Source organism: Peribacillus sp., assembly GCF_059453735.1.
This window is the reverse complement of the sequence record NZ_JAZVJO010000092.1, coordinates 1-12310: the sequence shown is the minus strand read 5'-3', so window position 1 is coordinate 12310 and position 12310 is coordinate 1. Positions and strand designations below refer to the sequence as shown.

At 39.7% G+C, this 12310-nt stretch carries 12 protein-coding genes and 1 riboswitch; of the genes, 1 reads left to right on the top strand and 11 read right to left on the bottom strand.

What is annotated here, in order from left to right; translation table 11 throughout:
* Positions 1-278: 278 nt before the first annotated feature.
* The 9 genes from AC52RT_RS03125 to AC52RT_RS03085 all read right to left on the bottom strand — a co-directional run bounded on the left by AC52RT_RS03125 (position 279) and on the right by AC52RT_RS03085 (position 8743).
* Positions 279-1223, bottom strand: a complete 945-nt coding sequence (locus tag AC52RT_RS03125; RefSeq protein ID WP_495539400.1) for an ATP-grasp domain-containing protein — start codon at positions 1221-1223, stop codon at positions 279-281.
* Positions 1224-1246: 23 nt separating this feature from the next.
* Positions 1247-2299 (bottom strand): LLM class flavin-dependent oxidoreductase, encoded by a 1053-nt coding sequence (locus AC52RT_RS03120; protein WP_495539399.1) that lies wholly within the window; start codon positions 2297-2299, stop codon positions 1247-1249.
* A gap of 88 nt (positions 2300-2387) precedes the next feature.
* A riboswitch (SAM riboswitch) is annotated at positions 2388-2496 on the bottom strand.
* 70 nt (positions 2497-2566) lie between these two features.
* Positions 2567-3745 carry a class I SAM-dependent methyltransferase gene (locus AC52RT_RS03115; RefSeq protein ID WP_495539398.1) on the bottom strand — a complete coding sequence of 393 codons (1179 nt, stop codon included), beginning with the start codon at positions 3743-3745 and terminating at the stop codon, positions 2567-2569.
* A 16-nt stretch (positions 3746-3761) separates the two neighbouring features.
* Positions 3762-4394 carry a response regulator gene (locus AC52RT_RS03110; RefSeq protein ID WP_475728535.1) on the bottom strand — a complete coding sequence of 211 codons (633 nt, stop codon included), beginning with the start codon at positions 4392-4394 and terminating at the stop codon, positions 3762-3764.
* Positions 4395-5420, bottom strand: a complete 1026-nt coding sequence (locus AC52RT_RS03105; protein ID WP_495539397.1) for a sensor histidine kinase — start codon at positions 5418-5420, stop codon at positions 4395-4397.
* Complete coding sequence (liaF, locus tag AC52RT_RS03100; RefSeq protein WP_495539396.1) at positions 5417-6154, bottom strand: cell wall-active antibiotics response protein LiaF; 738 nt, start codon at positions 6152-6154, stop codon at positions 5417-5419. The genes AC52RT_RS03105 and liaF overlap by 4 nt, the downstream gene beginning before the upstream one ends.
* Before the next feature lie 86 nt (positions 6155-6240).
* Entirely contained in the window at positions 6241-6888 is a 648-nt protein-coding gene (locus AC52RT_RS03095) for a PspA/IM30 family protein (protein WP_495539395.1), read from the bottom strand.
* Positions 6889-6909: 21 nt separating this feature from the next.
* A complete protein-coding gene (locus tag AC52RT_RS03090; protein WP_495539394.1) occupies positions 6910-7257 on the bottom strand; it encodes a lmo0954 family membrane protein in 348 nt (115 codons plus the stop codon).
* Positions 7258-7420: 163 nt separating this feature from the next.
* Complete coding sequence (locus AC52RT_RS03085) at positions 7421-8743, bottom strand: DEAD/DEAH box helicase (protein ID WP_495539393.1); 1323 nt, start codon at positions 8741-8743, stop codon at positions 7421-7423.
* Between the two features lie 274 nt (positions 8744-9017).
* On the opposite strand from AC52RT_RS03085, the gene AC52RT_RS03080 reads away from it, so the two are divergent.
* Positions 9018-10313 carry an NCS2 family permease gene (locus AC52RT_RS03080; RefSeq protein WP_495539392.1) on the top strand — a complete coding sequence of 432 codons (1296 nt, stop codon included), beginning with the start codon at positions 9018-9020 and terminating at the stop codon, positions 10311-10313.
* Between the two features lie 38 nt (positions 10314-10351).
* Here the strand turns inward: AC52RT_RS03080 and AC52RT_RS03075 are convergent, their stop codons facing one another.
* Positions 10352-10909, bottom strand: a complete 558-nt coding sequence (locus AC52RT_RS03075) for a hypothetical protein (RefSeq protein ID WP_495539391.1) — start codon at positions 10907-10909, stop codon at positions 10352-10354.
* An 8-nt stretch (positions 10910-10917) separates the two neighbouring features.
* The gene (locus AC52RT_RS03070; protein ID WP_495539390.1) at positions 10918-12111 is read right to left on the bottom strand and encodes an Alp7A family actin-like protein; all 1194 of its coding nucleotides are present in this window, start codon (positions 12109-12111) and stop codon (positions 10918-10920) included.
* Positions 12112-12310 lie beyond the last annotated feature (199 nt).

Genomic DNA, 12310 nt, shown 5'->3' with positions numbered 1-12310 from the left:
CTTGTAAAAATAGAGTATCTTTCTCTTTTTGGTTTAGCTTGATTCGATTTTTTCCTTTTAGCGACTCTTTTTTGATAAAACCAAATCTTTTTGATCAGTTGGTTTTATGAATTCTCCATCATACTGTCTCATCAAGCTGTCCTAGCCTTATATTCGGCCCTGCCGTCCGCCGCATTAATTACAACCGCATCATGAGTTCATGGGTCAGGCTCAGGATTGCTTCCTCTGCATCCTGCTCCTATAATAAAAAACCAGAATGCTGAGCATTCTGGTTTTTTTTAGTCTAATTCTTCTGTTTTGAGTTTTGAACCTAGGAATTTAGCCAGTTCGAGCATGCCGTATTTCCCGGCAGCTTGTTCGGCATCTGAGTTATAGTTGGTATTTGTGTTCACATCGTAGGTAAATATGTCACCAGCTTCATTTCGGATGAATTCAATGCCGGCTACGGTGATTTGGTTTTCTTTTAGGAATGCTTCGTACTTTTCAATGATTGGATCATTAAAGTCTTGGACAATTTGGAATTTCGGTTTTTCTTCGACTTCCTCTCCTACTGGACAGAAGAGATCGCCGATTTGGCAGGCATCGGCCGGACAAAGTTCAAATCCTTCAGATGTATCGACTTGTACCGCATAAACGAATTTGCCCCCAACGAATTCACAGCGGGTTATAAACGGCTCAGGCGCCTTGATGTATTCCTGAATCAAGGTGATGCCATCTATCGGTTCGTCGAAATCAGGACCTTCTAGATAGTCTTTCAAGCCCTCAATGGAGTGGAATAATTGGACACCGAGACCTTTTCCTGCCCGATTGTGCTTGGTGATAAATGATTCAGCACCAATTTTCTCTGCGGCCTTCAAGATATTTTCCTTACCGATTGCAGCAATTGTTTTCGGTGTACGAATACCGGACTTTGTCAGGGCCGTATATTGGTTCACTTTGCTGACCTCTAAGCGAAGAGCGCGGCTTCCGTTAAATACGGTGCGGTTATGCTGTTCAAGCCAAGCCAGTACAGACTCTGTTAATTCTGGTGCATATCGATGACCGCGTGTATGGGATGATGCACTCATGCGGCTGTAAAAGACACCCTCTGGCGGAGTTTCTGTAAGATCAACGAGACCTTCGTCAAGATGCCACTCTTCGTATGGTAATTCCAGTTCATTCAATCGTTTCGTTAAATGGGCTGTCCATTCGTTATTTTCATGGAGAATATAAATTTTACTCATCATGTTGCCTCCTTCAAAATTAGTTAAACGGGTGCTTTTTTGCGTTTTGCTTCTACAAGAGGCTTAACCTGCTTGGCGAAGCGTTCCATCTCTTCAAGCTGCGGTGAAAATTGCAGCAATAGCAAATCTACTCCTGCTTCTTCGAAAGCAATAATTCGATCAGCAATTTGTTCAGGGGTTCCAATTAAATTCGGACGCAGACCGCGGTTAGAAACAGAATAATCGAAAAGTTTAACTTGCTGTTCAAGTTGTGATTTGCTGATAAAGTCGTTATATCCTGCATAACCGCCCGATTCCTTCACATCTGTGATTCTTGCAAGTTCAGCAGCCACTTCTTCTTCTGTATCACGGCAGACTACGTATGCAGCTAAACCAAAAGCTGAAAAAGGTTCACGGCCTGCTTCTGAACGCTGTCGTTTCATACCTTCAATCTTAGTCGAAATTTCTTCAACCGTTCCACCATGCATTACGTAGGCGTCACATTTATCGACGATCGTCTGTTTCCCGCGTGGACTTTCTCCACCTGCATACAGAATGGGATTGGGACGTTGAACCGGCTTTGGATGTAAGTGAGCATCCTTTATGCTGTAATATTTGCCCTCATATGAGAAGGTATCCTCGGCAGACCATAGTCCCGTTAAGATATCTAGAAATTCTTCTGTTCGATCATAACGCTCATCATGGGCCGTAAAAATCCCCCCATATTGCCGCGCTTCTTCTTCCCACCATGCAGATACCACATTCAGGGTAAAACGTCCGTTGCTTATGTTGTCTATATTGGCAGCCATTTTCGCTGTAACCGCTGGATTATGGAATCCAGGCCGTACTGCCGTCATAATCTCAATTTTTTCAGTTACCGCTGCTAGAGCTGCAGCGGTTGACCATGCTTCAAGCGAATCATGCTCAGGACCTTTAATATCATTTAAATTTAATTCCGCTACCAGTGTAGTGTCAAACCCCAATTTTTCTGCAGCTATTGTTACTTGTTTTGCATACTCAAAGGTTGCAGGCATGTTTTCATTTTCTACATTCCTTAACCATCCACCGAAAATAGGCAGCCAAAAGCCAAACTTCATGTTCAAAACCCCTTTGTTTTTATTGGTGAAACAGAGGAAAGACAACAAAAAAACTCCTTCGATAAGAAGAAGTTTGCGCAGTAGCCTTCACTTATCTTTCAGAGCATATGCTCCGCTGGAATTGGCACCATTCTGACAAACTGTCAGCGGCTGCCGGGCTTCATAGGGCCAGTTCCCTCCACCTCTCTTGATAAGACACTATTTAATTGGTTAAAAGATAAACTAATCCTACTATAAAAGTCGGTTTACTGCAATGAATAATTCTAATTATTCTAAATTTAGTTTTTCAGCAACAATCGTATACGTTTTCGGAATCCCCATATCATGCACTTTATGGTTTGGTTCTTCTTCTAACACCTTTATCATTAAGCCTGATTGGCCAATGGCCGTGATAAGCTCTCCAAGTGTCCACTTCCGTTGTACTACCTGGGACAAGCTTTTTTGTTCCTCATCAGGCATATGTTTTGTGAAAGCTACTTGGTTTTTTTCAATAGATGGATCAAAGTAATTGCCGCTTACTTTATGTTTTTTACCACTGGACGTGATTAATTTGGTTGAAATCGGATGAAATTCATGCAAAATAAAATGACCGCCTGGTTTTAATAAGGACTTAATTTTCTCCAGTAACGGCTGTAAGTCAATCATATAATGGAGGACACCAAGTTCCATCAGGACAAGATCTGCCCCCTCATTCTCAGGTAGTGAGAGCACGTCAGAAACAATATACTCGACCGGAACGTCTGCCGCATCAGCCAGCTCTCTAGCGAATGCTGCATTTTCTTTTGAAAAGTCAACCACTGTGACCTTTGCACCAAGGAGCGCCATCGCCACTGCTTTAACACCATTTGAGCCCATCAAATGCATCACTGATTTTCCTTGAAGATTACCCATATACTGATAAAAAGGTTTGAGTCTCCACTTAGGATTTTGCTTGATTTTTTCAACAAGTGCTTCAGGTTTTCCATAACGATTTAAAAGAGCACTGTAATTATTCTGGTTCCATGCTTGTTCATTTTCAGCTGTAAATCCCTGCTGTTCTTTGGCTAAATAAGCATGGATTTGATCACTATAAAGAGCCATTTCTTCGTTATAAAAGTAACTATAAAGTGATTGGCACCAAATGTTTGTCTGATCTATTTCTACCGATATCCGATATGGATCTGTCTTAATGGTTGTATTGTATTCACAGCTTATGTAAACGGTAATGGTATCGATTGTAAAACTGAAAACAGCGGATTCTGGATTGCTGCTAATGTCTGTCGGTGAATACTTAGTAAATATTCTTCTCGCTTCGTCTAAAACATCCCATTGGACAGACGCTTCGATTATTGAATCTTCAGAAATGGACGCACCTTGGACCCTTAATGATGCTTGGCCTTTAAATTGATACGGAATTCCCTGCTTTTCTAACTCTGTGCCTATCATCGTAACTGTCTTTAAATACATAGAATCCTCCAAAAAGTTATTTCACTAGTTGATGTTGAAACGCATAAATCACTGCTTGTGTACGATCTTGGACCTCAAGCTTATTTAAGATATTACTCACATGCACTTTCGCTGTTTTGACGGCAATAAATAATTCATCAGCAATTGCTTGATTCGTTTTCCCTTGTGTCATTAAAAGCAAAATCTCCATCTCACGATTTGTTAAGTATTCATGGGGAAGTTTACTAGCATGACTACGCATTTTTTTCATCATTTTATCTGTCACCTCTGGCTCTAACACGCTCTGGCCATGGTAAGTTGAACGAACAGCGTCTGCAATTTCACTTGCTTTTGAGGTTTTAAGCATATAGCTTGCTGCACCTGCTTCGAGAGCCGGATAGACCTTTTCATCATCTAGAAAACTTGTCACAATAATAATCTTTGCTTCCGGCCAGCTTTGCATAATGTTTCTAGTAGCTTCTATCCCGTCCATTTCCTTCATAACTAGGTCCATTAAAATAATATCCGGACGTAGTTCAAGGGCTAGTTTGACACCCGCTGCTCCATCATCTGCCTCAGCTATCACGGTAATATCAGGCTGTGCAGATAAATAAGCGGTCACCCCTATTCTAACCATTTCATGGTCATCCACAAACAAGACACTAATCATTTAGGTATCCCCCTTAGTCTGTAGTAGTGGTATTTTGACTTCTAGTCGTGTTCCATTCCCTGGAACACTGACAATTTTCAGTGACCCGCCTAGCTCTACAGCTCGTTCTTTCATATTCTGCAAACCATACGAACCCGTTTTCGTTTGATCGAGTTCAAATCCCATTCCATCGTCTACAATGCGTAAAATAACCATCTCATCACGCTCAATCAGTAACACATCGATACTATTTGCCTTGGCATGCCTTAATGTATTAGATACTGATTCTTGTAGAATTCGGAACAGATGATCTTCTATCCCTTTATCAAGATGAATAGCTTCTGTTTTCCACTCTATTTTCATTGGCACCTTCTGAGCTAATTCTTCTAAAAGCTCTTGGATACCTTCTTGCAGAGATTTATTTCGTAATGGTACAGGTCTAAGATGTAAAAGCAATGCCCTCATTTCCAGCTGTGCCTGATGGATAATTCCTTCCACAACCGGAAGTTGTTTATCCTCGCCATTGTTTTCGGTAATAGCGGACATCATCATGGATGCAGCAAACAACTGCTGGCTGACTGAATCGTGTAGTTCCCTTGCCAAACGGTTTCTTTCTTGAGATACAATTTCCTGAATCCGCTTTTCCTGGTCTTCTGCTTTTTCAGTAGCAAGCTTCTGTGCTAACTTTGCCTGCTCTGCTCCAAGCTTTTGAATCTGCTCTGCCTGTTTGGCTAATGCTTTGAATTCCAGTAAGGAATAATCATCAAATGACTGAATAGGCCGGCCTAATTCCACTAAATGCAAATCATCACTAAGCTTATTCATTTGTCTGCGCCAGTATATTCCTGACACTATTCCATATGCAATTCCTACAAATAAAAGGATACTTGGAAAAGTAATGATAAAGGACAGATTAAGTAGTTTCATCTCCCAGAGATTTCGCCAGTTCTCTAAAGGATAAACATAGAAGACAAGAGCTGGAACAATAATTGCGGTTATGAGCGCAATACCAAAAGCATAGACAATCTGGCGAGTCATCACATTCATACCCGATTCACCTCGATATTGCCAATGAAGACGGAGGTGATGATGGTCACTTTTTGAACAGCGTTATGGAAGCCCTCTGTTTGGCAGGAAATAATTTGATTATACATCCGCTTTTCATGATTTTGAAAGATGACGGCTCTGCCGATTACGACTGAGTGGTGAAGGTTTACTTCAACATCATATGGAATTTTGATTTTCAGGTTGCCCACCATGCTTCTTATCGAAATAATGGTTTCACCTTTTGGAAGGATCGTATTGCTTAAATCGATGACTACATCACCAATTCCTCGTTGAATATTGACATTATTCCATTCGTAGACTGACTTCTGGGTTTGCTGCGAACCTATTAGTTTGTTACTGAATAAATAACTTGTTTTAATCAACTGTTCTTTTTCTTCGGTATTTTGTTTAGGTTCAGTCAACACCAACTGTACTTTTTCAGGATTTTGTTTAGATAAATAAAAACCATAGAGGGCATATGCAAGAATCACGAGGAGAAAAAATTTGAATACAAACATATTTAACACAATGATAATCGTGCTAAATACGCCAATGAAAAACAGTATTTTCCCTATTTTTCGATGGTATTTTTTTTTACCTATAAATAAGCAGCCGATGGAGAGGGCAAGGGTGTAAATGAGTCCGCCGTCAAAAAAAACAAGTTCCATAATAAGCGAGATAAGGCCAATTAAAAAGATCCAACTGATATAATCTGTGTTTACTTGTTTAAACATCCTGATCCTCCTCTCTCATCAATCTAACTTTTGATTATTCATTACGAAAAAGGCGCAGCTAACTACGCCTTTTAAGAATAACATGATTACGAAATTGAATGTGTTTCTTCTTTTTTCATATCCTTTTCTAGTTGAATAATTCGGGTATCGATACTTTGCCTTTGATAGTTTGAGTTAATTCTTTGCTCCAAATTATCCAAGTAGTTTTCTGTATCTTCAAATTTTCCTGTTGACGAACTTGACGTACTGCCAGAATCGATTACTTGATTCATACGTTGATGAGCGTGAGCTATGTTTTCTTTACCCATTAATTCCATTCTTCTAATGTTCATGTCCTTTAATTTATGCTTCATTTCTCTATATTTATACTCTAGTTCACTCAACTGCTTTTCAGCCTTAAATAACGCTTCTTTTATTCGGAGTGCACGGGTGCTGTAAAGTTCACTTTCTTGAATAGCAAAGGCCTGCAGCTCTGATTCCCCAGCTTTTTCTGCAATCTTCGCTTGATTCTTCCGTTTTTCAGCTAACCCCTCCGCTTCAGCAAGTTCCTTCGTAAATTCAGCTTTTAATTGATACTGACGCTCGACCAGCTTACGGACCTTTTCAGTTTCCGCTTCAGCCTGACGTAAATATTGATTGAGCAGCGCTATTGGGTTTTTCTGTTCCATTTTATCAAGTACATGATAAAAATCAGCTGTTAGTGTTTGTTTCATTCGTGAAAATAAGTCATTCATATAAAACACTCCTCCGTTTTTTTATTTATTCAAATTTGCCCACTGTTTTTCAAAGTTTGTAAAAGGATCCGATGATTCTTCATTACCTATTTTTTTGTCTCGGTTCCATTTCTTATACACAAGATAGACGATATACGCCGCCACAAGTCCGAGTATTGCAGGTACATGTGATACAGATGCCATTAATGCTACCAGCACAATAATTGCCCAGGTAATTTTTGCTCCTGTATTTTCTGATTTAAGCAATTGTTTAAAACTGTAATAAAGAATTGCTAAACAGATAATCAAGCTGATTAATGGGCCAACATTTGTAAGAGCAATGATCGCTGCAATTCCTCCAATAATGATTAAGCCTGCTTTTTTCATCATAGTAACCGTACCTCCTTTCCTTATTTCTATCATAGCTATTGGATGGATTTTTTATAATGAGCTGCAGAGGTATTTTCACATAGGTCCTGCGACGTATTTCAACTGAGAAAAATGCAAACAAACCCTGCCGTATAGCACAGCAGGGCTAAAGAATGACACTTATTTATCTCTTACGTGAATCACTTCGTCCATTTCCTGATTTGGCTGCAAAGCCGCTATCTGAATTTGTACCTCTTTTTCTTGAAGGGGAAGGTTTCCCAGAGGTTTTACCTGGGCTGCTCGGCTTGCCATGGCGCTTATTGAAATCAGAACGAGCATTATTGCCCTGAACTCGTTTTGGCTTAGCAGTCGCCCTTGTAGGCTCATTCATAACAATGCCTTCGAGCTGTCTACGATCAATTTTCATCTCGATGCCCTTTTCGATATCTTTTAATATCGGCAAATCTTTTGTAGCGATAAACGTTACCGCTAAACCATGTTCGCCTGCTCGTCCAGTCCGGCCGATTCGGTGAATATAACTTTCCGCATCTTCCGGAACATCATAGTTAAAGACATGTGTAACACCCTCAACATCAAGACCCCTCGCGGCTACATCTGTTGCCACCAAAAACTGCAGGGAGGCATTCCGGAAGTTCCTCATGACACGTTCACGCTTCGCTTGTGAGATATCTCCATGCAGTTCGTCTGAATTGTATCCAGCACTCTTTAACGCTTCATTTAACACAGATACCCTGCGCTTTGTTCGACAGAAAATAACCGCTAAGTAGGGCTGTTCTTCATCAATGATTTTAATAAGTGATGCTTGCTTAGCCCGGTCCGTGGTTTCAATGACCACCTGACGAATTTGTTTAACGGTAACCTGACTGTTTTCAACGGCTATCTTAAGTGGATTATTCATAAACCGTTTAGATAGAGAAATAACTTGTTCTGGCATCGTTGCTGAGAAAAGCAGCGTCTGCCTATCAGCTGGAATATTTTCAATGATTTCCTCAACCTCAGGCAAGAATCCAATTTGAAGCATTTGATCTGCCTCATCAAGGACTAGGTGTTTCACTTTTGATAGATCGATTGTTCCTCTTCTAGTATGATCTAACAATCTTCCTGGAGTCGCAACCACGACTAATATACTGCGTTTTAGTTTCTTCAATTGGCGGTCTACATCTTGCCCCCCATATACGGCAAGGACATGAAAGTCCTCAATTTGCTCCGCAAATTTCGTCAGCTCAGCTGTTATCTGAAGAGCTAGTTCTCTTGTTGGGGTTACAATAAGTGACTGAATATAAGGCGTTTCCGTATCAGTGTGCTCAATAATCGGCAGTAAAAACGCCAATGTTTTTCCCGTTCCAGTCTGCGCCTTGCCGATTACATCCCTGCCGGCTAGTATCTCTGGAATCGCCTGCTCTTGAATCGGTGTTGGAGATGTAATCCCCATATAATTCAACATTTCTTCTATTGGTCCATCTATTCCTAATTCAGTAAATTTCATTTAGTACCTGCCTACTCTCCGAAGAGTTTTTTTCTTGTTACTTCTTTTAGCAAGTATACCACGTTTTACGACCTTCTTTTACACGTGTTCTTTTGTTGAACTTCCTTATCCTGTTATTGTGCTTTTGTTAGAACTTGATTATAATTTATAGGATTTATATTTATGTACAAACTAATGCATACAGAGAGAATTTGCCGAATATCGGCAAGCTATTCCTCCTTGCCATTCGTATTTCATATGGCAGGGAGGTTTCTATATTAAAAGGAGTGGCATCATGTTTAAACTTAAAGAACGGAACACGACCGTTAAAACAGAAATTATTGCCGGATTGACTACATTCTTGACAGTCGCCTATGTTATTGTTGTTAATCCGAAGATTTTATCTGAAGCTGGTGTACCTTTTGATCAAGCTTTTACAGCAACAATCATTGCTACACTGGTCGGGACATTATGCATGGCCTTGCTTGCTAATTACCCAATTATTATAGCCCCAGCGATGGGCTTAAATGCCTACTTTGCTTATTCCGTACTAGGTACTTATAATATCTCTTATACAGTTGCCTTTTCTGCCGTATTTGTGACCGGGATCATCTTCTTGATTCTATCTTTAACATCATTCAGAACAAAGTTAATCACAGCTATTCCCGATAATTTGAAGCATGCAATCAGTGCTGGTATCGGTCTATTCATTGCTTTTATCGGCCTGCGTCTATCTGGAATAGTCGCCGATCATGAAACCAACTTAGTGGCATTGGGTGATTTCACAGACCCAAAGGTAGCACTAACCTTAATAGGCTTAATCATAACCATAATCTTAATGACCTTAAACATTCAAGGATCCATTTTCATTGGTATGGTCATCACCGCATTAATTGCCTACTTTACCGGTCAGTTACATTTTAACGGGATTGCTGCCTTGCCGCACTTACCAGAAGGCGCGCTCATCACAAATCCGATTACATCGTTTAACGATGTCATTAATTATGGTTTATATGGTGTTGTTTTCTCCTTTTTACTTGTTATGCTGTTTGATACGACAGGAGCCCTCCTAGGGATTGTTCGTCAGGCAGGGTTATTAAAGGACGGGAAGCTTGAAAAACCTGGCAGTGCCTTTTTTGCCGACTCCATCGGAACAACTGTCGGCGCTGTGTTTGGAACAAGTCCAACAGCTGCCTCCGTTGAATCTTCAGCAGGGGTAGGAGCTGGTGGTAAAACTGGTCTAACTGCCTTAACGGTAGCTGTTTTATTCTTAATAACGGCTTTCTTCAGTCCCTTAATCGGTTCTTTATCAGATGTTGCCGCTATTACTGCACCAAGTTTAATCATTGTAGGATGTTTTATGATCAAAAGTATTTCAGACATCAATTGGCATGATTTTGACGAAGCCTTCCCAGCTTTCTTGGTGATTGTGACCATGCCATTGACATCAAGCATCGCTAATGGAATTGCCCTTGGTTTCATTGCCTATCCCATTATGAAAATTGCGAAAGGTAAAATCCGTGAGGTGCATCCTTTCGTTTACGTATTCGCTATTTTATTCCTATACCAACTGATCTTCTTAGCAAGCTAAAAAAGAGGCAAGCTGCATAATGCAGCTGCCTCTTTTTCTTATTTATTCATCTGAGCGAGGAAATCACCCAATAAATCATCAAGATTTTCCTCTTCTACTTCTTCGCTGCTCTCATCCACTTGTGTAGTACTGTCATTCCAATCAAAATTATCTAATTCAGCTTCAGAGACGGGTAATCTTATGTGAATATCCTCTTCCACTTCTTGATTAACAGGCTGTTCCTGTAAATAAAGGGCTTCATCAATCTCCAACGCATTACTAGTCAGGGAAGCCAATAAGGACGTCGCCCTTATAGGGTCAGACAATATATGATATAAAATGGTTCCAAGCATAGCCTCAGAATGAGCATGTTTGAGCCAATCCCTTTGACCCTTGTTTAGCTTATGAGGAAGAGGAATCTTGATCATTTCTCGATCCTGTACTGTCGAATTCCCAACATTTTCAAGCACAAATTCAGCTATTTTACTAGAAAAATTTCGTTTTTCTGTTTCTTTTAGCTTTTGGAGCTGTCTTAATACATGATCGGGTGTGTCGGAGGGAATTCGAAACGTAATCGCCTGACCCCGCTGTATTTCAGATGCAGTTGTCTTTTTCATGCTTCAACCTACTTAGTCATGCCGGATTTTTGAACATCCTTTTTACTTTGAATTTGTTCTTGTTTAGCATTTTTTCTGGCAAAATCGGAAATTAATTTATAATAGGCATTCGCCATCATCCAGATGCTTTCTTTTTCGTCTTCAAAGAAGTCGATATTATAGCCATCTAAATTATTATTTAATTTCTTCAGATAATCCTTAAGTACAATTGCGCCTCCGCCAACAAAATAGCAGATTTCCGTTTGAGAATTCTTCTGCCAAACATTGCGAAGATGGCGATATTCTTTCTTAGCCAGTTCACCTAAGATCCGGTCTGTAATATCATGAACGCTTGTCCTGCTGCCGCGCACCATGATATGATTGCGATCATTTTTCTTCGTGATAATGTCAACCACATCACGTCTGCTGTCGAGTTCAACGCCATGTTTACTGCGAATTTCTTCTCTGATGGATTCTAATGCTTCCGCAACACCCAAATTAAAGCCTTGAGCTTTGTCATCATCCACTCTACGGTTTCGAATGACTGCGATATCTGTCGAAAGACCGCCAATATCTTGAATGAGGATTTGTTTATCGATTAAATCTCTATTAATTATGTTCAATTCATTATCCATAACTAAATTGATATAAGCGGCAAAACCTTCTGGGTACACTTTCACTTCATCAAATTTAATATTCACTTTAATTCCTTGATATTTTGGTGTAACCAAGAACTCTACTTGATGGACAGATCCTAATAATCTTGAACGATAACCAACATCTTTGCCTTCTTTTACTTCTCTTAACGGCAAACCAGTACCGAGCGTGTAATTGGCATCTACTACATTATTAGTTTTCTTAAAGTTTGATGCGTTCTCATCTTTAACAGCATCAAGAGCAAGTGCAGCAAATAACATAATTAATGTTTGATCTTCCTCAGACTTACTGCTGCCTGGATCCAATTCTGATGGATTATCACTCTTTGTAGCTAGATTTCCCACACGATAAATCATATTGTTTTCTTGTAATGCTGGAGAATGAACACGAATATGAATTCCCTCAATTGGATCATTATCATTTAAATCTTCAATTCCGATTACCGGCCGGTCTGCTATGTCTTGTGCGATAACATTAGGAATATATAACTCTGAATCTAATTTCCCAAAAAGTGCTTTAATTGCATCATTACCTACATCAATTGCTGCGATTCTCGAATAACTCATTTATTAACCATCCCTTTCTTACCTACTATCTTCCATTTCATTTTATAGTAAATACAGATTAATACAAGAAATAATAGCTATTAAAATCACTTGAAAATCCTACAAACTAATTCCTAACACTTGTGTACAATATTGTAAACATGTACACAAAAGTGTACACAAGCCGTTATATCAACATGTATACACTTTTGTATACATA

What these genes read in the sequence shown, in the direction of transcription:
- AC52RT_RS03125 (WP_495539400.1), bottom strand. Translation starts at nt 1,223, where the DNA reads ATGAGTAAAATTTATATTCTCCATGAAAATAACGAATGGACAGCCCAT.
- AC52RT_RS03120 (WP_495539399.1), bottom strand. Translation starts at nt 2,299, where the DNA reads ATGAAGTTTGGCTTTTGGCTGCCTATTTTCGGTGGATGGTTAAGGAAT.
- AC52RT_RS03115 (WP_495539398.1), bottom strand. Translation starts at nt 3,745, where the DNA reads ATGTATTTAAAGACAGTTACGATGATAGGCACAGAGTTAGAAAAGCAG.
- AC52RT_RS03110 (WP_475728535.1), bottom strand. Translation starts at nt 4,394, where the DNA reads ATGATTAGTGTCTTGTTTGTGGATGACCATGAAATGGTTAGAATAGGG.
- AC52RT_RS03105 (WP_495539397.1), bottom strand. Translation starts at nt 5,420, where the DNA reads ATGAATGTGATGACTCGCCAGATTGTCTATGCTTTTGGTATTGCGCTC.
- liaF (WP_495539396.1), bottom strand. Translation starts at nt 6,154, where the DNA reads ATGTTTAAACAAGTAAACACAGATTATATCAGTTGGATCTTTTTAATT.
- AC52RT_RS03095 (WP_495539395.1), bottom strand. Translation starts at nt 6,888, where the DNA reads ATGAATGACTTATTTTCACGAATGAAACAAACACTAACAGCTGATTTT.
- AC52RT_RS03090 (WP_495539394.1), bottom strand. Translation starts at nt 7,257, where the DNA reads ATGATGAAAAAAGCAGGCTTAATCATTATTGGAGGAATTGCAGCGATC.
- AC52RT_RS03085 (WP_495539393.1), bottom strand. Translation starts at nt 8,743, where the DNA reads ATGAAATTTACTGAATTAGGAATAGATGGACCAATAGAAGAAATGTTG.
- AC52RT_RS03080 (WP_495539392.1), top strand. Translation starts at nt 9,018, where the DNA reads ATGTTTAAACTTAAAGAACGGAACACGACCGTTAAAACAGAAATTATT.
- AC52RT_RS03075 (WP_495539391.1), bottom strand. Translation starts at nt 10,909, where the DNA reads ATGAAAAAGACAACTGCATCTGAAATACAGCGGGGTCAGGCGATTACG.
- AC52RT_RS03070 (WP_495539390.1), bottom strand. Translation starts at nt 12,111, where the DNA reads ATGAGTTATTCGAGAATCGCAGCAATTGATGTAGGTAATGATGCAATT.